Origin of the sequence: Prauserella halophila (assembly GCF_024171895.1) — a bacterium.
In the GTDB taxonomy this organism is placed as follows: Bacteria; Actinomycetota; Actinomycetes; order Mycobacteriales; family Pseudonocardiaceae; genus Prauserella; species Prauserella halophila.
In genome coordinates this window covers 260914-285840 of record NZ_JAMTCQ010000013.1, presented here as the reverse complement: position 1 = coordinate 285840, position 24927 = coordinate 260914, and the positions used below count along the sequence as shown (strand labels likewise).

The following is a 24927-nucleotide window of genomic DNA, read 5'->3' as shown; positions in this document are numbered from 1 at the left end:
ATTTCCCGTGGTCGGCTGAGCGAAATGTGTGCCAGTTGGCACGCGAGTGCCGCCTATGAAAGACGACCATCTCAACTTCTTCGTCATATGTAGTCATCTGGCACGCCATGCTGCCACGCTCTCGATACGTTTGTCTCGCGGCTGAGGAGTGGAATGAGTATCGACCAGCTTGACGCGGCGGTCGCCACGGTGCGGGTCCTGGACGAAGCGGGCGAGCTCGTCGACGGGACCGAGCGACCCGATTCGACTGCGCTGCTGGCGGGGTACCGGCAGCTCGTACACGGCCGCAGGCTCAACGAGCAGGCCGGTGCGCTCGTCCGGCAGGGCAGGTTGGCCGTCTACCCGTCGTCGCGGGGCCAGGAGGCATGCCAGGTCGCTTGTGCCACGGCACTGTCCGAAGGTGACTGGTTGTTCCCGACCTATCGGGACGCGGTCGCGATCGCCGCGCGAGGTGTCGACCCGGTCGACGTCCTCAGCATGCTGAAGGGCGATTGGCACTGCGGCTACGACCCGGCACGGCATCGCGTGGCTCCGCAGGCCACACCGTTGGCGACCCAGTTGCTGCACGCCGTCGGGGTGGCTCATGCGGCGCGGCTCAAGGGCGAGGACACCGTTGTCATGGCGCTGTGCGGGGACGGAGCGACGAGCGAGGGCGATTTCCACGAGGCTTGCAACTTCGCGGCCGTGTTCGCCTCGCCTGTGGTGTTCTTCGTGCAGAACAACAAGTACGCAATCTCCGTTCCGCTCGCACGCCAATCGGTAGCACCGTCCTTGGCGTCGAAGGCCGTCGGTTACGGCATGCCGGGTGTTCGCGTCGACGGCAACGACCTCGGCGCACTGTCCACAGTGCTCGGCGAAGCGGTCGAACGGGCGCGTAGGGGATGCGGTCCGACGCTCGTCGAAGCCGATACCTACCGCGTGGAGGCGCATACCAACGCCGACGACGCGACGCGCTACCGGACCACTGACGAGGTCGACGAGTGGGCAGGGCGGGACCCGCTCACCCGCGTGTCTGCCTATCTACGCGGGGTGGGTGCGCTCGACGACGACATCGAGGCGGAGTTCGCCGCCGACGCCGACCGCATGGCCGCTCGGGTGCGGGAGGGGCTCGGCGTCGACGTCGCCCCGGACCCGGATGAGCTGTTCGCGCATGTCTACGCCACGCCGACGCAGCAGCTCGTGCAGCAGCGGGCCGCGCTGCAGGGCGAGTTCGACGTCGAGGAGGCGTGATGACCGCAAAGATGACCATGGCGCAGGCGATCAACAGTGCGTTGCGGGATGCCATGACCGCGGACGATTCGGTGGTCGTGTTCGGCGAGGATGTCGGTCCGCTGGGCGGCGTCTTTCGCGTGACGGAGGGATTGACGAGCGACTTCGGTGAGGACCGTTGTTTCGACACTCCGCTTGCCGAGTCGGGCATCGTGGGCATGGCCGCCGGGATGGCCATGAACGGCATGCGTCCGGTTGTCGAGATGCAGTTCGATGCCTTCGCCTACCCGGCGTTCGAGCAGGTCGTCAGTCATGTCGCGAAGTTCGGCAACCGGACGCGGGGCACGCTCCGGCTGCCGATGGTCATCCGGATTCCGTATGCGGGCGGGATCGGGGGCGTCGAGCACCATTGCGACTCGTCGGAGGCCTATTACGCCCATACCGCGGGACTGACGGTCGTCGCCCCGGCCAACAACACCGATGCCTACGCGCTGCTTCGTGCCGCGATCGAGTCGCCCGACCCGGTCGTGTATCTGGAGCCGAAGCGGCACTACTTCAGCAACGACGAGGTCGATCTCGCCGCGGCCGATTCGACGATCGGCCGCGCGGCCGTGGCGCGCAAGGGCCGGGACGCCACGCTGATCGCCTACGGCCCCTCGGTCCCCGTCGCGCTCGCCGCAGCGGAGGAGGCGGCGACCGAGGGACGTGACCTCGGTGTCGTGGACCTGCGGTCGATCGTGCCGTTCGACGACGACACCGTGTGCGAGCAGGTCAAGCACACGGGCCGAGCCGTCGTGGTGGCCGAGGCGCCGGGCTTCGCATCGGTCGCCTCGGAGGTCGCGGCGCGCGTGACGGAGCACTGCTTCCACTACCTGGAAGCGCCGGTTCGGCGGGTCACCGGGTTCGACATTCCCTACCCCGCGCCGAAACTCGAGCATTTTCACCTGCCGGACACCGCGCGGATTCTCGATGCGGTCGACGAGCTTCAGTGGGAGGAGCAGCTGTGAGCGAAGAAGTGTTCACCTTGCCCGACCTCGGAGAGGGATTGACCGAGGCGACACTGCTGCAGTGGCTCGTGACGGTGGGCGACGTCGTCGCTGTAGACACCCCGGTGGCGGAAGTCGAGACGGCGAAGGCCTCGGTCGAGGTTCCCTCACCGTTCGAAGGTCGGATCACGCAGCTGCACGGCGACGAGGGCGCCACCGTGCAGGTCGGCCGGCCGCTGATCACGGTCGACGTCCCGTCCACCGTCGGCGAAGCCGACTCGGCGGACGCGGACCGGTACGTGGAGGAAGAACGGGCCGGATCGGGCAATGTGCTCATCGGCTACGGCACCGGCAACGGCCCCGGACGACGTCGCCGTACCGCGAAGAAACGTGAACCTGCGCCGCAACCGTCAGCTCCCGCTGATGCTGCTGGCGCACCGGCGTCAACGGCCGCACCGCCCGCGCCGCGGCGACCTGTGCAATCCCCGATCGTGCGCAAGCTCGCTCGCGAGCGCGGCGTCGAGCTGACCACGGTGGCCGGAACCGGTCCCGGCGGGCTGATCACCCGCCGCGACGTCGAGGCGGCGGGACAGTCGGCCGAACCGTCGGTCCGGCCGGCAGCGCCGCACGCTGAACCCGTCGATGCGGACACCGACGACCGGACCGGACTCCCGATCCATACCCGGGTGCCACTGACCGGGCTGCGTAAGGCCGTCGCAGACACGCTGAGCCGAAGCCGCAGCGAGATACCGGAAGCGACCACGTGGGTGGACGTGGACGCCACGGCGCTGCTCGAACTGCGCCGGACACTTGACCATCCGGAACCGGCGCCGGGCATCCTCGCCATGGTGGCGCGCTTCGTCGTTGCAGGACTGACCCGATTCCCGGAACTGAACTCGCGAGTGGACACCGAGCGGCAGGAGATCACCCATTTCGACGGGATCAATCTCGGGTTGGCAGCACAGACCGACCGCGGACTGATGGTTCCGGCCGTCCGCAACGCGCACCGCCTCGGCATGCGGGGACTGGACGCCGAGATCCGGCGGCTGACCACGTCCGCGCGCGAGGGATCGGTGCAGCCCGACGAGCTCACTACCGGCTCGTTCACGCTGAACAACTACGGCGTGCTCGGCGTGGACGGCAGCGCGGCGATCATCAACCATCCCGAGGTGGCCATCCTCGGGATGGGACGGATCATCCGCCGCCCGTGGGTCGTCGACGACGAGGTCGTGCCGCGCAACATCGTGCAACTGTCGCTCGTCTTCGATCACCGCGTCTGCGACGGCGGCACCGCGGGTGGATTCCTCCGCTTCGTCGCGGACGCGATCGAGTCACCGGTATCCGCGCTGGCCGAGCTGTGAGCGCAGGCTCTGTGGCGACGGCACGGTCGTCGGCGGACGACGCCACAGAGCTGCCGTCCGTCGGTCCGGTGTTTCACCGTGACCGGATGTCCTGATACATGCCGGTAAGGGTGTCGGCGAACACAGCCGCGGCAGCGCTCGGCTCCTGGCGGTGCAGGAGCATCATGGGGCTGAGCATCGGAGGTTCGAGGCCGACCACCACCGCCCCGAGCTGTCCGGCCAGCCGCCCGACCGACCACGGCAGAATCGACGCACCCACTCCGGCGAGTACGAGGGGAATCATGGCTTCTCGGTAGGCGACTTCCGCGGCTATCCGCACTCGCAGGCCGTCGTTGATCATCTGGTCGACTCTCGCCCGGAGCCTGCTGCCCGGCTCGGTGACCACGAGCGGCCATTTCACCAGTTCCGCGCTGGTCAACGCGTTGGACGCGCTGGGGACGCTGCCCGGCGGAAGCACCGCGACGACCTCATGCACCCCGACGGGCTGCTGAAGCAGACCATCGTCCCGCTCGCCGTCGGAGCCCCCGATGGCCAACCCGAGGTCGACCTGTCCCTCGGCGACGAGCTCGCCTTCCGTTCCCGGCGGGTTGCTTCGGATAGTGATGCGAACCCCGGGATAGCGCCGGCGGAAGTCCGCGATCGCAGGTGCCAGGGGCTCCATCGCCAGCGATGGGGGAGCGGCGACGGTCACCTCTCCGGTGTCGAGGCTCGTGCGCGCGGCCACGGCTTCTCTGGCCCCGGAGAGGCCTCCGACGATCTGGCGCGCGATGGCCACCAGGGCCTGCCCCGTCTCGTTCAGCACCAATTTTCTGCCGATCCGGTTGAACAGGGGTGCGCCGAAGTCCTGCTCGAGATCCCGAATGGCCAGCGACAGCGACGGTTGAGCGATGTGCAGCTGCTGCGCGGCACGGGTCAGCGTGCCCGCGTCGACGACGGCAAGGAAGTACGCCAATCGACGCGCGTCACTGCCAGCTTGGCTCAAATCATAGGCCATATCTATGAGACTACTAGTCTCACGGTCGTGGACACCACGTTCTTCGTCGCCGCTAATGGGGACAACCGAAACCACCGACTTCATCGAACGGAGACAGCGGGCAATGGCGAAAGTTCACGTCCTCGGTTCCGGAACGCCGACCCCGACGCCCGACAGGTTCGGCAGTAGCTATGTGATCGACCTCGGTGGCGAATTGGTCATGGTCGACTGTGGCCCTGCCACCACCCATAAACTGGCCAAGGCAGGCCTGTCGGCGACCGATGTGTCATCGGTGTTTCTCACACACCACCATTTCGACCACAATGTGGACCTTCCTTGTTATTTGCTCGTCCGCTGGGACCAGTCCACTCCGGACACCTCGGAGCTGGAGGTCTTCGGCCCGCAGCCGACGTCGGCGATCGTTGCTGAGCTCATAGGTACGGAAGGGGTGTTCCGACGCGACATCCATGCCCGCATCGAGCATCCGGCGAGTCAAAGGGTGTACACGACGCGCGGTGGGGAGCTCCCGCGTCCGTGGCCCACCTGGTCGGCGCAGGATCTGGTGCCGGGTGACGTCGCCGAACGGGAGAACTGGACGGTCACCACGGCACGTGCCTCGCACGTTCAGCCGTACCTGGACTCGCTGGCCTATCGGTTCGACACGCCGACGGGCTCGGTGGTCATTACGGGAGATACCGCGCGATGCGCAGAGGTCACCGAGCTTGCCCGTGGTGCGAACACGCTCCTCTGCTGCTGCTGGGACCACCCCGACGGAGATGAGCAGGTTGACGAATGTGTCGCGGAGGGCATGGTCGGAAACATGTGCGGGCCAGCCGACGCCGCCAAGATCGCTGCCGAGGCAGGCGTCGAGCAACTGGTCCTCGTACACGCGACCCCCAGCATGGCAAGGCCGAACTCATCGGAGAAAGCCGTCCGGATCGCAGAAGAGATCTTCGACGGAACTGTGGTCTTCGCGCAAGAAGGACTCGCGGTCGACATCTGACCCGGAGCGGCACACACCCGGTCCGGGTCAGATGTCGCAAATCCCTGTTCCACGCACACGACCCGGTGCCTCCGACGGTGACCTCGTCGCTGTGTAGCCCGTAGTTCACCGTCACGAACGATCGCCCCGGAAGAAGCCACGCCGACAAGGATGTCGAGGTTTCACGATGAGCACTACCCTGCTGTCATTACTCGTTCTGGCGGCCATGTTCGCCCTGGGGTCCTGGAAGCACATCAACATCGGAACGCTGGCATTTCCGGGTGCGCTGCTTGTCGGTATCTGCGGTGGCCTGAGCACCGAGGACGTCATTTCCGGATTTCCGGTCGCGATCTTCCTGGTGATCGTCGGAGTCACCTACCTGTTCGCCATCGCGCAGGTCAACGGGACCATCGACTGGCTCCTCGACAGGGGAGTCAGGCTGTTGAACGGTAGGACGAGATACCTGCCCTGCCTGCTATTTCTCATCGGATTCGGTATCAGTGCGACGGGGCCCATCGCCGCTGCGACGGTGACCCTGATGATCCCCATCGCGATCCGGTGCGCCTACCGATACGGCCTCGATCCGTTCATGACGGCCATGGTGACACTTTGCGGAGTGCAGGCGGGGTACTTCTCGCCGATCGCGTTGTACAGCGTGACAGTGACAAGGATCCTGGAGAGTCAGGGCCTCACCGTCAGTGCCCTCGGTCTTTTCGCTGCCCATTTCGTACTCAACACCGTCATTGCCGCCGTCGTGTTTGTCCTTCTCGGAGGGTTCCGCCGGCGCCGTCACTCCCGCGCAGGCGGCAGCGAAACTCCGGAGGAGGGGGAGGTCGATCTCGGGCGCGGGCTCAATACCGAGGCGCGTTCGGACGGCAGCGGTGCTGCGTCATCAGTACGCGACCCCGGCGGCGCAGCCGTGGCTGTAACCGGACCTGCCGAATCCGCGACCCTCGAGCCGGTGTCTCGCAGGGAGGTCGTGTACCGATGGGCGACGTTGTTCGGCCTGTTGACCCTGGCTGTCGGGATCATCGTGTCGGACCTCGACCCGGGCCTGCTCGCCCTGAGCATCGGCGCCGTACTCATGCTGTCGTTCGCGCCCGGCAAAGATCGGGACTACGTGAACAAGATCGCTTGGCCAACCTGCTTCATGCTGGCCGGCATCCTGACCTACATCACGGTCATGCAGGAGATCGGTACTTTCGACATCATCAGCGACACGCTCACGGGGATCGGCGGTCCAAAGGTCGGAGTACTGCTTCTGTCGCTCATGACGGGTCTCGTATCCGTGTTCGCTTCCTCCGCCGGGACCGTCGCGACGACCGTGCCTCTCGTGACGCCGGTGCTGGGGGCCGACCCGTCGCTGTCCTTGTTCGGTTCGATCACCACTCTGACCAGCTCGGCCTACCTGGTCGATGCCAATCCACTGAACCTGTTCGGAGCGCTGCTCATCGGCAATGTTCGTGCTGAGGACCAGCCGGGAATGTTCCGCAAGCTGATCGTGTGGGCCGTCGGGATGGTGATCATTGCCCCGGTTGTCACGTGGGCAGTACTCGTGTGGGCTCCGTGACTCCGGTTTTCACCGTCACTACCTAGCCCGGGCGATGACTGAAGAACTGTGGCCGGTCCCCCGCTGCTGGATGGGCCGATAACCGATAAGCCGCGGAGGTTGATTCATGATTGAAACGTTGCTGTGGGATGGCGAGATGACGTGCGTGCGTCACGACGAGCGCACGGGTGCGAGCTTCGTGATCGCACTCCATTCGACGGCACTGGGACCGGCAGCGGGTGGAACTCGTGCCATGACGTACCCGTCGGTGGACGAGGCGGTGGCCGACGCGCGTCGCTTGGCGCGGGCGATGTCGTTGAAGATGGCGGCCGCTGATCTGCCGATGGGCGGTGGAAAATCGGTGATCATGTTGCCGGGGCCGCGTGCGGAGCTCAGCGATCGACAGTGGCGCGACATCCTGTCGATCCATGCGCGGAACCTCGAACTGCTCAACGGGTCATATTGGACGGGGCCCGATGTCGGCACCGGTTCGGAGGACATGGACGTCCTGGCGCGCACGACGAGGTTCGCGTTCGGCCGCTCCGTGGAGGCCGGTGGCCCGGGGTCGAGTGCGGAAGCCACGGCGCAGGGCGTGTTCTCGGCGATCCGGGCGTCGGTCCGCGAGGCCGGAGAGTCAGGGCTGGAGGGATTGCGGGTCCTGGTCCAAGGTCTCGGCGCGGTCGGCTCGCGGGTGGCCACCCTGGTCGCAGAGGCCGGTGGACGGTTGCTCGTCACCGACGTCGACGAAGGGAGGTGCGAACCCCACACGGTGGCGGGAGCGACGGTCGTTTCCGCCGAGGCGGTCACCCGGACCGAATGCGACGTGTTCGTCCCGTGTGCCACCGGCGGAGTGATCGACGTCGACATTGCCGCCACACTCCCTGCACGCGTGGTGGCCGGGGCTGCGAACAACATCCTGGCTACCGACGGGGCCGAACGGACGCTGCACGACCGGGGCATCATTGTGGCTCCGGACTTCGTCGCCAACGGCGGCGGCGCGCTCCACCTGGTCGGCCGCGAGGTACTCGGTTGGTCGGAATCCGACGTGATGGCGCGCACCGTCCTCATCGAGAAGGCGCTCGACGAGGTGTTCGCCTCGGCCCGCAAACGGCGAATCACCCCACTGCAGGCCGCGACGGCCGGAGCCGCCGAACGCATTCAGGCTTGACGCGTGCGATCGGGGGAGCGGATCGGGCCGATCCGCCCGACGCGGCATTCCCAGGCGATCTGTCGACAACCCGTCCGACACATGTCGAGGACGCCTCGTGGAACTTGGCTGGTAATGCTTCAGCCGGGCTGTCCCACTGTTGGCCGCAGGTGCAACGCGAGGGAGCGACGAATACGTCCCATGCCGCCGATGCTTCGGCCAGGAATGACTGCGACGTCTCACCCGGCGTCCCTGATCACAGGCCCTCGGTGAGAATCAGTTCGAATTCGTTTCTGGTGGCGGCCAGATGCCGGGTCATTTCCGCCGCTGCCCTGTCCGGGTCGCGCTCCCGGATCGCGGCGAGCACGAGCGCGTGCCCCTCGACACAGGACTCCTTGAGGAACTGGAAGCCCAAGAGGTCGACCGGCGCGAACATCTTGACCCTGGCATCCTCCACGGCCACCGCGAGTTCGTGGTTCCCGGAAGCGCGTGCGACAGCGAGGTGGAACGCCGTGTCCGCGTCGCGGGAGTCGTGCAGTGCCTCCGACGCCTCGAGTTCGGCCTGCGCCTGTTCCATCGCGGCGAGCTCCTCGTCACTGCGCCGCTCGGCGGCGAAGCGTGCCGCGGCACTGTCGATCACTGCGCGGAATTCGAGGAGCGCCACGATGTCGCTCGCCCGCTCGCGGATGTCCTGGCGGATCCGCCACGCTTCCATCATCGAGGCCTGCACGAACGCTCCACCGTGGGAACCTCGGCGAATGGCGATCTGTCCACTGCCTTCCAAGATCCGCAGCGCCTGCCGCAGCGTGTCCCTCGCGACGCCGAGCTGTTCAGCCAGCTGCCGCTCCGGGGGGAGGCGATCACCGGGCCGGATCCGTCCCAGCGTCATCTCCCTTCGGAGGTGATCGACGATGGCCTGGTAACCGGAAATCGCCCGTGGGGGCGCGGACGCGGCCGAGGTTTCCGACGCGGCTGCGCTGCCCGATGTGACTGAGGCGTCACCGGACCGCTTGCTCATCACGCTCACACCTCGATCGGAACTAGAGGGGAAGACCTGGCGCGTCGGTTCCCACGATCCTCTTGCCGACGAAGAACTCTAGCAGTTCAGCGTCGCCGTGCCCGCCGATGCCGGAGCTGCCGAAGAAGCTCTGTGCCGAGTGCGGCGACATGTCCAGCACGCTTGTGCCGTTGACCTTCACCTCGCCGGCGACGAGCGCGGCGCCGAGCGAGCTCGCCGCATCGATGTCGTCGGAGAAGACGTATCCGGCGAGCCCCACCTGGCCGGAGTTCGCACGGCGCACCGCATCCTCCACCGCGTCGAAGGCTTCGACCGCGAGTAGGGGACCGAAGATCTCCGAGTCCGGCTCGATGTCGTCGCCGACGGCGAGCGTCGGAGGAAAGAAGAAGCCTTCGTCGGGCGTCGTTCCCACCTCGACGATCGTGGCGCCGCGGGCCGCGAGGTCATCCCGCTGCGCGGTCAGCTCCCGTCGCCGCCCCTCGAAGGCGACCGGTCCGAGCGTCGTCGTGTCGTCGAGGCTCGAGCCGATTCGCAGGGTGGCGAGCTCGGTGCGCAGCGCCTCTACGAGACGATCGTGCACCGCACTTGCGGCCAGGACCCGCCGCGGTGCCTCGCACCACTGACCGGAGAGCTTCGTGGCGCCGGCCACGAGCGCCCGCGCTGTGGCCTCGATGTCGGCGTCCGGTAACACGATCGCCGGGTTGTTCGAACCGAGCTCGAGACGCAGTCTGGTGAAGCGGGGTGCGGCGGCGGCTGCAATCGCACGGCCGGTCGGAGTGGCACCCGTCATCGAGATCGCGGCGATCCGCCGGTCTTCGACGAGCTGGGCTCCTGCCTCAGCTCCACCGAGGACCAGGTTCACGACGCCTTCAGGAAGACCGGCCTCGGCCGCCGCTTCTGCGACGAGTAGTGCGCTCCACGGCGAGGCCGGTGACGGTTTCATGACGGCGCTCGCGCCCGCCGCGAGCGCGAACCCGAGCTTCTTGACGGCCATCGCCGACGGCGCGTTCCACGGCATCAGCAGGGCGGCGGGCCCCCATGGCACGCGGTGGATGCGCACGTCCCTTCCGTCGGCCGGTACGGCTTCGGCGTCACCGAGCGCGAGCGCACGGTCTGCGGCGGAGCGCACGGTGTCGCCGTTACTGGAGGCGAACAGCCGGGTCACCGAGATCGGCACACCCGAGTTGAGCGCGTCGAGGCGGGCGATCTCGTCGGCGCGGGCGTCGAGGCCGTCGGCAAGGGCACATAGCAACGGCGCGCGTCGCTCGGCGCCGAGCGACGACCAGCGGCCGTCGGCGTGGGCACCGCTCGCGGCAGCCACGGCCCGGTCGATCTGCTCGCTCGACGACGATCGGCTGGAGGCGAGTTCGGCGCCGGTGTTCGGGTCACGCAGCGAGGCGCCGTCGTCGATGTGGCTCTGCTCGGCGCGGCCGTTGATCCAGGTGGACGGTGCGGGAAAGGGCATGCTTGTCAGATCCGATCGAAATAGCGTTGCAGGTCCCATTGCGTGACCGTGGATTGGTAGACGCGCCACTCGAGCTCGGCGAGGTGGCGGAAATGCGAGGTGCTCTCCTCACCGATGAGCCGACGGACGAAGTCGGACGTCGCGAACATTCCTGCGGCCTCCGCGAGCTGCGTGGGCATGGCTGCGTCGACGTCGCCGTCGTAGGCGTTGCCCACCGTCATCGCGGGAGGCTTCGCCGTACGCTCGATGCCGTCGCGCGCGGAGGCGAGCACACCGCCCAGTGTCAAGTAGGGGTTGGTGTCGGCGCCGGGTATCCGGTACTCGAAACGCAAGGCGGCCGACGTGTGCCCGACGACCCGTGCCGAGACCGAGCGGTTCTGTACCGCCCATGTCCGGCCGTAGCCCGCGATCTCCTGTGAATTGGTGCGCCGGTAGGAGTTGATGGTCGGCGCGTACCAGACCATGAACGCGGGAGTGTGTTCGAGAACCCCGGCGACGGCCGAGCGCAGTGTGCCGCTCATGTGGTGCTCGGCATCGGGGTCCCAGAAGACGGGCCGGCCCGCGTCGTCGCGCAACGACAGGTGCACGTGGCAGGACGAGCCGGGCTGGTCGTTGAGCGGGCGCGCCATGAACGTCACCGACAGCCCCGCTGCCACCGCGCTGTCGCGCACGGCGAGCTTGTAGAGGGCGTGCCGGTCGGCCATCTCAAGTGGCTCCCCGTAGGCGAAGGTCATTTCCCACTGCCCGGTTCCCCATTCGGACTGCCCTGCCTCCATCTCGATGCCGCTTTCTCGCAGGTTGCGCCGCAGCTTCTGGAAGAAGGGCTCGTAACCGTTGCCCTCGTGGATGGTGAAATCGCTCGGGGTGAGCGTCGTCGGGTCGAGGTCCTCCCGAAAGCTGCTCTTGCGCAGCGCACGAGGGTTGTTCGCGAACAGGTAGAACTCCAGCTCCGTACCCGCCTGCGGCGAGTAGCCCATGCTCCGATATCGGGCGAGTTCCTTCTTGAGCATCACGCGCGGTGAGATCTCGAGCGGCTCGCCGGTCCCCGGCCACACGGGGTCGGCGAGGCAGATGGCGACCCCGTCGAGCCACGCGGCCCTGCGCAGCGTGCCGACGTCGGGGACGAGCGCCACGTCGGGTGCACCGTTGTGCATGCTGCAGACGGCGAGGACGCCTGCTCCGATGAGGTCGAAGGACTGCTCGACGTCCCAGGCCCATGCACAGGTGCAGATCTCGATGCCGCACTCGATGATGCTGGGCAGGCGCTCTGCGGGAATCCGCCGTCCTACCAGTCGGCCCTGTAGGTCCGGGGTCGCGACGAGCACCGTGTGGATGCCCTCTCGTTCGAGCTGGTCCGGATCGAGGAGATAAGTCATCGCGTCAACCACCCGCCGTCCACCGGCAACTCGATGCCGTCGATCCAGGCCGCCTCGTCGGAGAGCAGCCACGAGACAGCCGACGCCACATCGGCAGGCGTTCCGACCCGGTTCACGAGGAGGCGCTGTCCCATGAACTCCATGGCCTCGGAGCTCGTGACGTCCTCATAGGAGAAGAAGTCCGTCGCGATGGGGCCCGGCGCGACGCAGTTGACGCGGATGTTCTGGGCAGCGAGCTCGACGGCGAGTGCCTTGGTGAGCATGGGTACGCCGCCCTTGCTCGCGTTGTAGTGCGGCTGCGCGGTGCTGCCACTGGTCACGACGACGGACGCCTCGACGGTGGAGAGGTTGACGATCGCGCCGCCGCCCGCGGCACCGAGGCGCGGCGCCAGTTCCTGCGCGACCAGGAACTGGCCCTTGAGGTTGACGTCGAGCACCAGGTCCCAGGCGTCCTCGGTGAGGTCACTCAATGAGTGCGGGGTCACCAGGCCGGCGTTGTTGACAAGCAGGTTGAGCGAACCCCATGCCTCGACGGCGGCCTCGGCGGCGGCCCGGATGTCGGAGCGCACGCGCACGTCGACGGTGGCTGAGAGCGCCGTGCCGTCCTTGGCTTTGACGAGGTCGGCGGTCTCCCTTGCAGCATCGCCGTTGACGTCGGTTGCCATTACTCTGGCACCCTCGCCCGCCAGGCGGAGTGCGGTCTCTCGGCCGATACCGCCGCCTGCGCCGGTGATGAAAACGGATCGGCCCGCATGCCGTTCGCTCATCGTGTGACCTCCTGTGTGTTGTCGTCGCGGGTGGACTGTGCCGTCGCGGACGCGGTGTGGGCGAGCCACTCGAAAATCGGGTCTCCACCGAAGGTCTCGGGATGCCACTGCACCCCGATCGCTGACGTGCCCGCGACTTCGATGGCCTCGGGTGTCCCGTCCGGTGCGTGCCCGACGACGGTCACGCCGTCGCCGGGGTGGTCGACCGCCTGGTGATGGAAGGAGTTCACCCTGGTTCGCGTGCCGTAGACGGCCGCTTGCGTGCTGCCCTCGGTGAACTCCACGTCGTGCACCCGATGCGCACGCGGGTAGGCATACGAGCCGTGCGATTCGCCCTCGCCGAGTTCGAGATGCTGCTGCAGCGTTCCCCCGAGCGCCACATTGAGGATCTGCTGGCCCCGGCAGACTCCGAGAACGGGAATGTCCCGCTCCAGCGCCGCGACGACGAGGTCGATCTCGAACTGGTCGCAGGCCGGGTCTACGACTGTCGTGAAAGGACCCGGCGACTGGCCGTACCGGCGCGGGTCGACGTCGTCCCCGCCGACCAAGACGAGCCCGTCGATGCGCGCCACGAGCGCCCTGGCGTCGCCGTCGAGTGGCAGGTGCACGGCGAGCGCACCCGCACCCTGCACCGACGTGGCGAACTCGGCGAAGTAGACGTCGATGGGCGCATCGGCGAACCCCTGTGGAGCTGCCATGATCGCCGCGCGCTTCCGGCGGCCGGTCAGCCCGATGAGCGGGCTTCCCGCGGTGGGAGCGACGTACCGAGTCGGAGTCATTGGATCGAGTTCCCGTGTCATTCGCGTCTCTAGTGGTCCAGTTTCTGTGTGATCCCGGTGAAAGCCTCGGGGTTTCGTGCCCGCACCAATAAGGCCTGCACCGTGCCGAGAGCCGGGGCCAGGATGACGACCGCGAGCAGCACATAGCTCACGGCGCCCCAGGCGGGATTGCCCGCCGCGTCGACGTCGTCGACGAGTAGGGGGAAGTTGCTGCCGATCAGCCACGCGGCCACGCCGAGGCCTCCCAGGCCGGCGAGCGGCGCCACGTAACCCTGCCACGGGCTGGGCGGCACCGCTGAGCGTGCGAAATAGGTGACGACCGCGAGGCAGGTGACCGTCATGAGCACGACGATGGCGAGCGTTCCTATCCCGGCGAACCAGGTGAACACCGTTTCGGGTGCCAATCCGGCGACCGTGTCGAGCACGATCACGACGGTGGCGATACCGATTTGCAGCAGCGAGGCGCGGTGCGGCGAACGGTGCCGGGGATGTACTTCACCGATGCCAGATGGCAGTAGCCTTGCCCGGCTCATCGAGTGGAAGTAACGGGTCAGAACGTTGTGCAGCGCGAGAACGGCCGCGAACATGCTGGCGATCAGCAGCACCCCGACTGCGGCCGAGCCGACCTGGCCCAAGTAGCGGTCGGTGACCCTGGCAACGAGGGTGGCCGGGTCGGCGCCGACGACCTCAGTCAGCCGGGACTGGCCGACACCCATCACGATCGCCCAGGCGGCCAACGCGTAGAAGATGCCGATGACCAGTGCGGAGCCGTAGGTGGCCCGTGGGATGGTGCGGTCGGGGTCGCGTACCTCGCTGCGGTAGACGACCGTCGACTCGAAGCCGATGAAGCCCGATATCGCGAACATGAGCCCGAGAGCCGGAGACCCGGAGAGGATGTTCTCGAGCGAGAACGGGCTCAAGGACAATCCCTCGGCACCGCCCGTCATCGTGATCGATGCCGCCAGCGCGAGGACGATCGCCATCTCCGCCATCAGCGCCACGAACAGCACTCGCGAGCTCAGTTCGATGTGCCGGTAGCCGAGTACGGCGACGACGGCCACGCAGGCGAGAGTGGCGATCCACCAGGGGATGTCGGGGCCGCCGAGCAACACGATGCTCGACGTGACCGTCGCACCGAAGTAGGAGAAGACAGCGACCTGGATGGTCGTGTAGCAGAGGACCGCGAGATAGGCCGCGGCGACTCCCGGAACACGGCCGAGGCCGTGCGAGATGTAGGTGAAGAATGCGCCCGCGTGCGGCAGGCGCTTGCTCATGGCCATCAGGCCGACCGAGAACAGCAACAGAATGCCGGTGGCCACCAGAAACATCACCGGCAGGCCGGCACCGTTACCGACCAGGAAGCCGATCGGCATGATGCCGCCGACCACGGTGAGCGGTGCAGCGCACGCGATCACCATGAAGGTCACTGCGTATGGGCCGAGGGTGCCGCTCAGCCGGTCTTCGCCCTGGACGCTCATCGGCGAACCTCCTCAGGGAATGCTTGGTCTAATAACCAGACCATTCGCCCATAGGGAGTGAACACCCACTTGAATGAAGTTGACCTAATCGTTATATGGGGCCTTTTCGTGATGGCCGACGCTCAGCCGAAGTGCGTCGAACGTTCAGGAGAAGCGCGTCACTCTCATGCAGTGGGACGAGGCACCGACCGTCATCCGCCACGACGGACCTCCAGTCAGGCGCCGACCGAGGACGAGATCGACACGGATCTGATCAACGCGGGCAAGGAGACGGTCACCGTCAACGCGGGTTCGGCGCACTTCGGGAGGTCGGCCTCGTTCGGGCAGATTCGCGCGGGCAAGCTCGATGTCGCCGTCCTCGGCGCGTTGCAGGTGGCATCGAACGGTGGCCTTGCCAACTGGGCCGTACCCGCCAAGATGATCGAGGGTATGGGCGGGGCGACGAACGCTCCGCTGATGGTGCTGCCCCTGGCTGTCGTGCATCGTGACACCGCGCTCCCGCAGACGTTTCGTGCACGGTGTCGGCTGGCCGAGGTGAGCTACCCGGTAGTGCGGGTCAGACCCCGACCGCCCGCTGGTCTCGCCTCGTGTCGGCTTTTGCCGCCTCCGCCTCTCGAAGGGTCAGCTTCGCGATGGTCACCTGATGGATCTGGCTGGTGCCCTCGTAGATCCGAAACAGTCGTACGTCGCGGTAGAACCGTTCGACCGGGGTTTCACGCAGGTAGCCGGAACCACCGAGGATCTGCACGGCGCGGTCGGCCACCCTCGAACACATCTCCGAGGCGAAGTACTTGCTCATGGAGCTTTCCATCCGCACGTCCTCGCCACGATCACGGCGGCGTGCCGCGTCGAGCACCATGTTGCGGGCCGCGTAGATCTCAGTCCGTGAGTCGGCGATCATGCCCTGCACCAGCTGAAAATCTGCCAGCTTCCGGTCGAACTGCTCGCGCACGGCCGCGTGGTCGACGGCCTCGCCGAGAATCCGGGTGGCCGCGCCGACACAGTGCGCGGCCAGGTGGATGCGCTGCTTGGTCAGGGTGGTCATGGCCGCCTCGAACCCGGTTCCCTCGCTGCCGCCGAGCAGTGCGTCGGTGGGCACCCTGCAGTCATCGAGGTGAACCTCGCCGACCGGAGAGCCCGCCTGGCCCATTTTGTCGTACGGCGCGCCGAGGGACAGGCCTGGCGTGTTCCGGTCGACCAGAAACGCCGAGATGCCCTCCGCGCCGCGCGGCCCGCCACTGGTACGCGCGAAAACGGTCAACAGGTCGGCGATCGGCGCGTTGGTGATGAAGCATTTCGTACCGTTCAGTAGGTACTCGTCACCGATACGGGTCGCGGTGGTCGCCAGCGCGGTGGCGTCGGAACCCGCGCCCGGCTCGGTGAGCGCGAAGCAGCCGGTGATCTCTCCGGTGGCCAGCCGCGGCAGGTAGCGCCTCCGCTGCTCCTCCGTGCCGTGCGAAACGAGTGCCTCCGAGCCGATACCGGTGTTGGTGCCGACCCGCGCGCGGAACGCGGGTGCGCTCTGGGACAACTCGAACGCGGCCGAGACCAGTTCTTCTGTGGTCAGGCCGGCACCGCCGAATGTCTCGGGAATGGACCATCCGAAGTAGCCGGCGTCGCGCATCCGCTCGACCACATCCTCGGGGACCGCTTCCTCCCGCTCGGTGCGCTCCTCGGCCGGAATACACCGGGTCCGTACGAACTCGGCTACATCGCCGAGGAATCGGTCGAACTGCTCAGGATCCCGGATCACGACGCTACCTCCTGTGTCCTCTGGTGCTGGGACCATTCAACTGCTTCTCGAGCGGTCGAGTCCAAGACCGGATCGTGACCGTTCTGACCGGCACCGCCTATGTCGACAGATAGGGGCGGGCTATCGAATCGGCCGGAAATCGTTCTTGGACCGTGGGCGGTCACCAAGGTTTGATGGTGGCTATGGACAGCACCGCAGGTCCGCTCGCAGGGGTGCGGGTGGTGGACTTCGGCCAGTACGTCGCCGGTCCCGGCGCGGCGCAGGTACTCGCCGACCTCGGCGCCGATGTGGTCAAGGTGGAGAGCCCAGGCGGCGATCCGGCACGCGGTATCGGTGCTTACGGCGAGGCGATGATGCGTTGTTACAACCGACGGAAACGCTCGATCGCGGTGGATCTGAAGAATCCGGAAGGTGCCGCCGTGGCCTGGCGGCTGGTGGCCGAGGCCGACGTCGTGGTGCAGAACATGCGTCCGGGTGCGATGCGCGCACTCGGCTTCGGGCCGCGAGATGTACGAAGGCTCAATCCCGGAGTGGTGTACGTCGAGATCAGTGGGTTCGGCGTGAACGGCCCATCTCGGGAGCGCGCCGCGCTGGACATCGCAGCACAGGCGGAGAGCGGAATCATGAACGTCACCGGCGAGGCCGAGGGCGACCCGCAGCGAGTCGGGTTCGTGCTCGTTGACGCCGCCGCGGCGGCCAACGCCGCGCAGGCGGTGCTGGCCGCGCTTTTTCGCAGGGAGCGCACCGGTGAGGGTGACCATGTCGAGTTGTCCTTGCTGGGCGTAGCGATCCACCTGCAGGGCACCGTATGGTCCGAGTACGAGCAAACGGGCAACCTGCCACGGCGTAAGGGCAACGGTCAGCCCACGCTCGCTCCCGCCGCCGACCTCGTACGCACGAGTGACGGAAAGATCGTGCTTTCCGCCTATACCGACAAGCATTGGCGGCAGCTCTGTGCGCTGATCGACCGGCTCGACCTTGTCGACGATCGGAGGTTCGCCGACAACGCGGCGCGAGTAGCGAATCGCGAGGAGCTGGCCGGCGTGCTCGGCGACGCGTTCGGCTCGTACACCAGTGAGGAAGCCGTACGGCTGCTGTCCACCGGCGGTGTGGTCGCCGGCGCCGTGCGTGACCACGAGGAAGTCATACAGGCCCCGGACGTCACCGAGGGTGGCCACCTGGTTGCCGGAACCGTTGCCGGCGAGTGCTTTCACACACCAACCCTGCCATTCCGGATGGCGAGTTGGCCGGTCACCGAAGCCGGATCGCCACCGGCGGTCGGTGAGCACACCGTGGGGATCCTGCGCGAGTTGGGCTATTCTGAGGATGCGATCGAGTCGTTGGGTTCATCCGGCGCGGTCACCGCGGACGCGATCTCGAAGCCAAGGTGACCTGGCCATCCACACCGGACTGGGTTACCGTGGCGACTGTGGAACTGCGACAGGTCGAGTACTTTCTCGGGGTCGTCGAACACGGTGGCATTCGGCGTGCGGCGGCCGCACTGCACGCCGCGCAGCCTTCGCTTTCACAGGGAATCCGATCCCTTGAGCGTGAACTGGGCATCGAGCTTTTCCACCGGGTCGGGCGGCGGATGGTTCTTGCTCCCGCAGGAAAGGCGTTCATCCGGCCGGCGCGGCAACTTCGCAGGGACGCGGTCACGGCGCGTTCCGCGGTCGCCGGTGCGCTCGGCCTCGCCGGGGGTCGCCTGGACATCGTCAGCGAGCCCGCGCTTTCGGCCGATCCCACGGCAGCTCTTCTCGGTCGCTTCCGTATCGAGAATCCTCATGTGCACGTGCGGTTGCAGGCCGCGGCGCGGGAGGATTCGCTGACCACGCTGGTGCGGGACGGGGAGTGCGAGCTCGGTCTCGGCTACCTTCCACAGCCCCTGTCCGGATTGGACAGCCATATCGTCGGTGAGCACGAGATCTTCCTCGTGCAACCGTCGGACGCGTCCGATGCCGGGGTACCGATACCCCTGGAGATGCTGGACGAGCTGGGAATGATCGTGGTGCCGAAAGGCTCGGCGCAGCGCGACTTCTTTGAACCGCTGCTGGACGCCGCCGGGGTGCGGACCAGGATCGCAGTGCAGGTCGCGCATAGGGAAGCCATCCTGCCCCTGGTGCTCGCCGGGGTCGGCGCCAGCCTCTTGCCAGGTCCGCGTGCCGAGGAGGCCGCTCGCCGTAAAGCCGTGATTCGACCCGTCCAGCCGCCGTTGCGTCGCCAGGTCGCCCTTTTCCACCGGCCCGGCGCGTTGTCGTCCGCCGCCGGTGCTTTCCGCGAGATGGCCCTAGATTCCCGAATCACCTCCCGGACTCGCGACCGCCACCGCCAGGAAAGCCTCGGCGGGCGCGGATAGTGGTCCTCGACGGTGAACGAGGCCGATCTTCCTGGCCAGAGGCGGGTGCGTCGAGCGCACCCGTGCGCCCCGCAGCGCGGCCACCTCGGCCGCCGGTGCCGGCAGGATGGTCGCACCCGCGCCGGCCAGTACCAGCGGAAGCACCGCATCCCGGTCATCGGTCTCGACGGCCACGGTGATCTCGCCACCAGCGGCGGTTTCCACGAGGTCGCGGGTGGCGCTGCCGGGCGGGGTGAGGACCCAGGGAAGGTCGGTGAGCGAGGTCCGCGTGACCGGTACCTCGTCTTCGGAGTCCTCCTGGCCTTCGGCGTCCGGTTCGACGGAGGTCGGTGGCAGCACGACCTCGAACCGGCGCTCACCCAGTTCGTGTACGGTCAGGTCTGGTTCGTCACGCCTGTCGGATCCCTCCGGTAGGAGGGTCAGACCGAACTCGCAGTCGCCGCAACGAACTCGTTCCTCCACATCGGCTGGGTGGTCCGGGGCGAGCACATCGAGCCCGACTTCCGGATATCGACATCGGAACCGACTGGTCAGCTCAACCAGCGGGTCGACGGCGAGCGTGGGCAGGGCGATGAGGGTCAGCCAACCGCCGCGCAGCTCGGCAACCCGCCGTGCCGCCCTGGAAGCCGCCCGCACGTTCCGCGACATCTGCCGGGCCGGTCCCACCAGGGCGCTGCCGGCCTCGGTGAGCGTAAGGCGCCGCCCGGTACGGTCGAAAAGACGCGCACCGAGCTCCCGTTCGAGTACCTTGATGCCCTGCGACAGCGAGGGCTGAGCCACCAGCAAAGCCTCGGCGGCCCTTCCGACGCCGCCGTGGTCGACGATCGCCAGAAAGTACTCGAGGCGACGCAGATCGACCGATGCCGTGGCCATGCGGTCGAGTGGATCCAACCGGGACATGGCCTCAACCGGCGATCCGGTCGAGGTAGCCACCGCGATGGAACAGCAGCGGGTCGCGGTGTGGGTAGGTCTCCAGGTCCCGCACGCTACCCACGGCGATCGTGTGGTCACCGCCGTCGTATTCGCTCCACAAAGTACAGTCGATCCACGCGATGACCCCACGTAGCAGCGGCGCGCCGCCTGGGCTCGGTGACCAGGAGACGCCGCTGAACTTGTCCGAGCCGGAGCGGGCGAACTGATCACTGATGAAACGTTGATCCGACGCCAATATGTTGACGCAGAACGAACCCACGTCGCGGATCCGGGGCCAGCTACGGGAACTGCGCGCCGGCGCGAACGTCACCAGCGGCGGATCAAGGGAAAGCGATGCGAAGGACTGGCACGTGAGGCCGACCGGATCCCCGTCGGTGGAGGTGATGACCACGACCCCGGAGCAGAAGGAGCCGAGAACGTTCCGCATCACCTCGCTCGAAATGGTCCTGTGTATGGCGTTGCCGTGCGTATTCGATGCTCTGGAAGTCATGGTTTCGATCCCGGGTCATACGGTGACGGCCGCCCACACGACATGGGGCGGGGTGGGGTGGTCGGGTGAAAAGCGGGCCTTCCGATCGTGCGCACCGTTGAGCACGCCTTCAGAGGAGGGCGACGGCGTTGGCTGGTGATCCCAACCCGCCGACAAGTGCCAGTGGAACCGAGATGAACAGGAACTCCGACCTGCCGGCGCCGTGCAGCCGGGTCGCGACGTCGTCGAAGTCGAACAGCTCGCCGAGTGGAATCCCCAGCAGGGCGAGCAGTCTGCGGTGCAGGCTGCCGACAGCCGGATCACCCGGCGTCACCTCCACCGCGGGATTGTCTGCGCCGACAGCCGCGATCCGCCAGTCCCAGAGCAGCTGCGCCGTGCTTTCGTCGGCGGAGAGCCCCGCCGAGCTGAAATCACCCTTCTTCTCAGCCATCGCTGCCCGTTCCGAATCGTCCAGCGCGCGGTACGCGGACAGCCATCCGGTACGTACACACAGGATGTCGCCGTGCCGGATCTCCACGTCCTGTGCGGAGGCGACCGCGCGCAGTTCATCGGCGGTGATGGGACGCTCGGCCAACGGATCGTAGTCGGCCGTGTCGAGGTGGGCCGCGACGTCGAGCAGCACGCCACGACCGATGATCCCGGACCGGGCCCAGTGGTGAATACTCAGCCGGGGGTTACCGGTGGCGGGATCGTCCCGTACGCCGCCGTAGAAGCCGTGTTCGCGTACGCGGTGGTGCCGGAAGCCGTCCCACTGGGTCGAGCCTTGCGGGAAGAACGAGTCGAGCCTGTCGTCCCACATACTGCCGATCCGCTTGATCGTGTGTTGGAAGGGCTCTCGGCGAAACAGCGGAGGGTTCGGTTGGTCGAGCGGCAGGCTGAGGTTCACCCGGTCGCCGTCCATCACCAAGCTGCTCGCCTGACGTAACGTGTCCGAATCGATCAGGTTGAGCGTGCCGAGCTCGTCGCCTTCGCCGAAGACGTCCCAGGCGTAGTTCGCTCCGATGTCGTCAAGGCGGGGGAGCTCGGAGTACTTCGGTAGTCTTGTGGCGTCCATACTCACGTCGTGCCTCTCGAATCGACGATCAGGGTGTGCCGCTCGCCCGGGGCATGCGGCGCGCGGTCGGGCCGAGGGCGAGCGGCCCGGCCGCGGGCTCGCGACCTGCCGCTACAACGCGTCGTCCCCGCTGAGCAGTCGGCTGGCAATGGTGCGGCGCTGGATCTCCGAGGTGCCGTCGGGGATGCGGAGGGTTCGCGCGTGCCGCCATGCCTCTTGTAGGCGGAGTTCGTTGGTGAGGCCCATCGCACCGTGCACCTGAATAGCGGCGTCGCACACCCGCCCGAGCATCTCGGTGCACAATGCCTTGGCGATCGAGGTTTCCTTGATGGCGCGGCGCTCGTCCCGCACCGCCGATGCGGTCCTTCCGACGACGGACTTGGCCGCGTAGATGTCCATCGCCATTTCGGCGAGTTTGATCTGGATGGCCTGGTGCTCGCCGATGGCGCTGTCGAAGGTCTCCCGCTGGTTGGCGTAGTCGAGGGACAGACCGAGCGCCCATCGGGCAAGTCCGACACACATGGACGACATCGAGAGTCGCCCTTTGCTGATACCTAGCAGTGCGAGCGCGAGCCCGTTGTGCAGGGTTCCGATCACGTGGTCGTCGGGGACGCGGAGATCGTCCACCGACACGATCCCTATGTGTGAACCAACGTGTCCGAGGACCGGGATAACACTACTGCAGTCGAAGCCGTCGCTGCTGGTGTCCACGAAGAATGCGGTGATCCCGCCCTTTCGTTGGCTGTTGGCCTCTGGGTCGGTGACCGCGAACAGGATGCAGTAGTCGGCGTACGGAGCATTGGTAATCCACTGCTTCGAGCCGTTGATCACCCATTCGTCCCCGTCCTTGACGGCACGAGTGCGGATCCGCTGCACGTCCGAACCGGCACCGGGCTCGGAGAGGCCGAAGCACAAAGTCTTCTCCCCGGAGGCGATTCCGGCGAGATGCCTGTCTCGCACATCGTCCCGCAATTGCCTCAGCACCGGGCTGAGACCGTTGGTGAACACCGAGGGGATGACGTTCTCGTGGATCAGTGGCCGGTACGGGCCGCACACGCGGTTCAGCTCCTCCTGGATGTGTACCAGCGAGACTTCGTCCAGGCCGCCGCCACCGAGCGCCTCGTCACCGAACATGGTGTAGAAGCCGGCCTCCGCCGAGGCCATCCGTACCTGTTTGCGGAGTTTGAGTACTTCCGGGGTGTAGATCCCGTTGGCGTCGTAGCGGTTGCGTTCGCCTTCGAGCAGGTCCGCGTGTTCACGCTCGATCGGCTCCACGTATCGCTGGATGAAGCTGAGGACCGCGTTCGCGGTCTCCTCCGCTTCCTCGGGAACGGTGAAGTCCATCCGTTTCAATTCCTTCTCTTCTTGGGTTTGTGCCTGTTCTCGTCGGTGGTGGCCTCGTCGATGTCGAGTCCGAGGGCGCGTTGCCAAATGCTGGTCAGCGTGGCTACCGCCTGCTCTATATTCATGTCCTCACGCTCACCGAGAGAGAGGTTGATGTAGGCGAAATTATTGATCATCGACACGATGGCCTCGGCGGTGAGCTCGGCCGAGATGTTCGGATCGGCTGCGCCCTGTCGCTGCAGCCGTTCGATGCCGTGCTGGACGCGTTGCCTGAACTTTCGCCGGATCTGCATGCGGTTGTCGCGCATGTGCTCGTCGAAGGTCGCGACCTGCTCAACGATGCGGCTGAACCGCCTGTTGCGCTTGACCTCGGCGAAGTACTGGCGAAGGGTGTAGGCGAAACGGTCGACGACCGTGCCCTCGAAATCATCGGGGACCTCGGTTATCAGGTAACGGTCGGAGATGGCCGAGTCGACCAGCGTATAGAAGATCTCTTCCTTCGTTTGGAAGTAGATGTAGAAGGTGCCGTTCGCCAGCCCCGCCTCGTCGCAGATGTCGGTGACCCGGGTTTCCAGATAACCGTTGGTCTCGAACACAGCCCGCGCTGCGGTCAGCAGACGTTCCCGTGTTTTGCGTCCTCGCGCCGTTCGTGGTTGGGCGGAGGCAGGTGCACCGGTCTCAAGGTTCTCGGCGGTGGGCGGTGTAGAGGTCCCCATCGTTTCTCCCAGTGGTTCGACGTCTCCCGTGATTATGGGATGCCGAGGCCAGACGTGTGCGCTACAGCTGTGGTCGTACCTTCTCCGCGAACATCGTCATCGAACGAAGGACCTGATCCTGCGGCTGGCTTCCCGCGTCGAACCAGGCCACGAGGCCACCGAGGCCGGTGTGGCTGTGGAAGGACGCGAGCTCCTCGGCGACATCGTCGGCCGAACCCAGCAGCAGCGTCTTGCGCTCGATGTACTCGTCGAAGCTGAGCTCATCGATTCCGAGGCCGACCTTGGCGCGGTTGGCCAGGAGGTTCACGTACCACATGTAGCCCTCGCGGTACTCCTCCTTGGCCTGCTCGCGGTCCTCGGCCACGTGGATGGCTTTCAGCTGGGACGCACGGGCGATGTTCTCGTCGATGCTGTCGAAGGAGTAACCGGCCTCGCGCGCTTCTTCGCGGTACACCTCGACGAGCCGGCGCACGTCCTCGCGGGTCGGCCGCTGACCGAGTACGAACGAGAAACCGCGACGGGCCGCCAGTCGAAGCGAGTCCTCGCTGGCGGACACCATCACGAAGACCGGCGGTGTCGGCTTCTGGACGACCTCGGGGAACAGCTCGATCTCGTCGGCGACTTCACCTTCGCCGGGGACCTGGTAGTGCTTACCCCGGTAGCGGACCTTCCCTTCCCGCCATGCACGCATGATGATGTCGAAGGCCTCTTCGTAGCGCTCGTCGCGTTCGTCCTCCGGGATGCCATAGGCCTGGAACTCCAGTTTGTCGTACGCCTTGCCGATGCCGAAGTTCAGCCGTCCGTCACTGAGCTGGTCCACGTAGGCGTAGTCCTCGGCCAGCCGTAACGGGTGGTGCATGGGTAGGCGGGAGACTCCGGAGCCGAGGCGGATGCGCTTGGTAGCGGGAGCGGCGGCCGCGAGCAACAGCTGCGCCGAAGCCACGATCCCGTATCGGCGACCGTTGTGTTCGGCGACCCATGCCTCCTCGAAGCCCAGCCGGTCGGCGTGCTTGATCTGTTCAACCGCCTTGTGCACCACCTCGTTGTGGGTGTTCCACGGCGGGACGTTGGAAAGACTGAAGATTCCGTAGTGCGGTGTGGTGACACTCATGGCTCTCCTTAATGGCCGGTCACGGTTGCCGATCGAACCACGACTCCCTCGTGATCGCGGGAAACCGGTGAATCCTGGCG

At 66.7% G+C, this 24927-nt stretch carries 22 protein-coding genes and 1 pseudogene; 9 read left to right on the top strand and 14 right to left on the bottom strand.

From position 1 onward, the window contains the following. Positions 1–153 precede the first annotated feature (153 nt). Genes pdhA through LY41_RS20595 form a run of 3 tightly spaced genes read left to right on the top strand, consistent with a single transcriptional unit; the run spans position 154 to position 3556 of the window. Positions 154–1230 (top strand): pyruvate dehydrogenase (acetyl-transferring) E1 component subunit alpha, encoded by a 1077-nt coding sequence (pdhA, locus tag LY41_RS20605; RefSeq protein ID WP_253865832.1) that lies wholly within the window; start codon positions 154–156, stop codon positions 1228–1230. Then, positions 1230–2216, top strand: a complete 987-nt coding sequence (locus LY41_RS20600; protein WP_253865831.1) for an alpha-ketoacid dehydrogenase subunit beta — start codon at positions 1230–1232, stop codon at positions 2214–2216. Before pdhA ends, LY41_RS20600 begins: the two co-directional genes overlap by 1 nt. Then, complete coding sequence (locus tag LY41_RS20595) at positions 2213–3556, top strand: dihydrolipoamide acetyltransferase family protein (RefSeq protein WP_253865830.1); 1344 nt, start codon at positions 2213–2215, stop codon at positions 3554–3556. The genes LY41_RS20600 and LY41_RS20595 overlap by 4 nt, the downstream gene beginning before the upstream one ends. Positions 3557–3629: 73 nt before the next feature. On the opposite strand, the gene LY41_RS20590 is transcribed toward LY41_RS20595, so the two are convergent. After that, on the bottom strand, positions 3630–4634 hold the full coding sequence (locus tag LY41_RS20590) for a LysR family transcriptional regulator (protein WP_253865829.1): 1005 nt from the start codon (positions 4632–4634) through the stop codon (positions 3630–3632). Here LY41_RS20590 and LY41_RS20585 point away from each other — a divergent pair. The 3 genes from LY41_RS20585 to LY41_RS20575 all read left to right on the top strand — a co-directional run bounded on the left by LY41_RS20585 (position 4555) and on the right by LY41_RS20575 (position 8228). Continuing rightward, positions 4555–5532 carry an MBL fold metallo-hydrolase gene (locus LY41_RS20585; protein ID WP_308292285.1) on the top strand — a complete coding sequence of 326 codons (978 nt, stop codon included), beginning with the start codon at positions 4555–4557 and terminating at the stop codon, positions 5530–5532. The genes LY41_RS20590 and LY41_RS20585 overlap by 80 nt on opposite strands. Before the next feature lie 166 nt (positions 5533–5698). Continuing rightward, complete coding sequence (locus tag LY41_RS20580; RefSeq protein WP_253865827.1) at positions 5699–7081, top strand: SLC13 family permease; 1383 nt, start codon at positions 5699–5701, stop codon at positions 7079–7081. Between the two features lie 106 nt (positions 7082–7187). Further along, entirely contained in the window at positions 7188–8228 is a 1041-nt protein-coding gene (locus LY41_RS20575) for a Glu/Leu/Phe/Val family dehydrogenase (protein WP_253865826.1), read from the top strand. Positions 8229–8463: 235 nt separating this feature from the next. On the opposite strand, the gene LY41_RS20570 is transcribed toward LY41_RS20575, so the two are convergent. Genes LY41_RS20570 through LY41_RS20545 form a run of 6 tightly spaced genes read right to left on the bottom strand, consistent with a single transcriptional unit; the run spans position 8464 to position 15090 of the window. Continuing rightward, positions 8464–9225 (bottom strand): FadR/GntR family transcriptional regulator, encoded by a 762-nt coding sequence (locus LY41_RS20570; RefSeq protein WP_253865825.1) that lies wholly within the window; start codon positions 9223–9225, stop codon positions 8464–8466. A 22-nt stretch (positions 9226–9247) separates the two neighbouring features. Continuing rightward, positions 9248–10690 carry an aldehyde dehydrogenase family protein gene (locus LY41_RS20565; protein ID WP_253865824.1) on the bottom strand — a complete coding sequence of 481 codons (1443 nt, stop codon included), beginning with the start codon at positions 10688–10690 and terminating at the stop codon, positions 9248–9250. 5 nt (positions 10691–10695) lie between these two features. After that, positions 10696–12066 (bottom strand): glutamine synthetase family protein, encoded by a 1371-nt coding sequence (locus tag LY41_RS20560; RefSeq protein WP_253865823.1) that lies wholly within the window; start codon positions 12064–12066, stop codon positions 10696–10698. After that, on the bottom strand, positions 12063–12833 hold the full coding sequence (locus tag LY41_RS20555) for an SDR family NAD(P)-dependent oxidoreductase (protein ID WP_253865822.1): 771 nt from the start codon (positions 12831–12833) through the stop codon (positions 12063–12065). The genes LY41_RS20560 and LY41_RS20555 overlap by 4 nt, the downstream gene beginning before the upstream one ends. Then, a complete protein-coding gene (locus LY41_RS20550; protein ID WP_253865821.1) occupies positions 12830–13612 on the bottom strand; it encodes a gamma-glutamyl-gamma-aminobutyrate hydrolase family protein in 783 nt (260 codons plus the stop codon). Before LY41_RS20550 ends, LY41_RS20555 begins: the two co-directional genes overlap by 4 nt. Positions 13613–13641: 29 nt before the next feature. Continuing rightward, positions 13642–15090, bottom strand: a complete 1449-nt coding sequence (locus tag LY41_RS20545; protein ID WP_253865820.1) for an APC family permease — start codon at positions 15088–15090, stop codon at positions 13642–13644. A 111-nt stretch (positions 15091–15201) separates the two neighbouring features. Between LY41_RS20545 and LY41_RS20540 the strand changes: the two are divergent. Continuing rightward, positions 15202–15522 (top strand): annotated as a pseudogene (locus tag LY41_RS20540) (CoA-transferase); the annotation flags it as partial. A gap of 124 nt (positions 15523–15646) precedes the next feature. On the opposite strand, the gene LY41_RS20535 reads toward LY41_RS20540, so the two are convergent. Then, positions 15647–16843 (bottom strand): acyl-CoA dehydrogenase family protein, encoded by a 1197-nt coding sequence (locus tag LY41_RS20535; RefSeq protein WP_253865819.1) that lies wholly within the window; start codon positions 16841–16843, stop codon positions 15647–15649. A 173-nt stretch (positions 16844–17016) separates the two neighbouring features. Between LY41_RS20535 and LY41_RS20530 the strand changes: the two genes are divergently transcribed. After that, positions 17017–18234, top strand: coding sequence for a CaiB/BaiF CoA transferase family protein (locus LY41_RS20530; RefSeq protein ID WP_308292284.1), 1218 nt, complete (start codon positions 17017–17019; stop codon positions 18232–18234). Between the two features lie 38 nt (positions 18235–18272). Then, positions 18273–19199, top strand: coding sequence for a LysR family transcriptional regulator (locus LY41_RS20525; RefSeq protein WP_253865817.1), 927 nt, complete (start codon positions 18273–18275; stop codon positions 19197–19199). Here LY41_RS20525 and LY41_RS20520 read toward each other — a convergent pair. The 6 genes from LY41_RS20520 to LY41_RS20495 form a co-directional block, all read right to left on the bottom strand. Continuing rightward, positions 19131–20072 carry a LysR family transcriptional regulator gene (locus tag LY41_RS20520; RefSeq protein WP_253865816.1) on the bottom strand — a complete coding sequence of 314 codons (942 nt, stop codon included), beginning with the start codon at positions 20070–20072 and terminating at the stop codon, positions 19131–19133. The two genes, LY41_RS20525 and LY41_RS20520, sit on opposite strands and share 69 nt — an antisense overlap. Before the next feature lie 31 nt (positions 20073–20103). After that, positions 20104–20622, bottom strand: coding sequence for a flavin reductase family protein (locus tag LY41_RS20515; protein ID WP_253865815.1), 519 nt, complete (start codon positions 20620–20622; stop codon positions 20104–20106). A 109-nt stretch (positions 20623–20731) separates the two neighbouring features. Then, a complete protein-coding gene (locus tag LY41_RS20510) occupies positions 20732–21676 on the bottom strand; it encodes a cyclase family protein (RefSeq protein WP_253865814.1) in 945 nt (314 codons plus the stop codon). Between the two features lie 111 nt (positions 21677–21787). Then, the gene (locus tag LY41_RS20505; RefSeq protein ID WP_253865813.1) at positions 21788–23020 is read right to left on the bottom strand and encodes an acyl-CoA dehydrogenase family protein; all 1233 of its coding nucleotides are present in this window, start codon (positions 23018–23020) and stop codon (positions 21788–21790) included. A 5-nt stretch (positions 23021–23025) separates the two neighbouring features. Further along, the gene (locus LY41_RS20500) at positions 23026–23736 is read right to left on the bottom strand and encodes a TetR/AcrR family transcriptional regulator (RefSeq protein WP_301297386.1); all 711 of its coding nucleotides are present in this window, start codon (positions 23734–23736) and stop codon (positions 23026–23028) included. Between the two features lie 61 nt (positions 23737–23797). Beyond that, entirely contained in the window at positions 23798–24847 is a 1050-nt protein-coding gene (locus tag LY41_RS20495; protein ID WP_253865811.1) for an LLM class flavin-dependent oxidoreductase, read from the bottom strand. Positions 24848–24927: the final 80 nt, after the last annotated feature.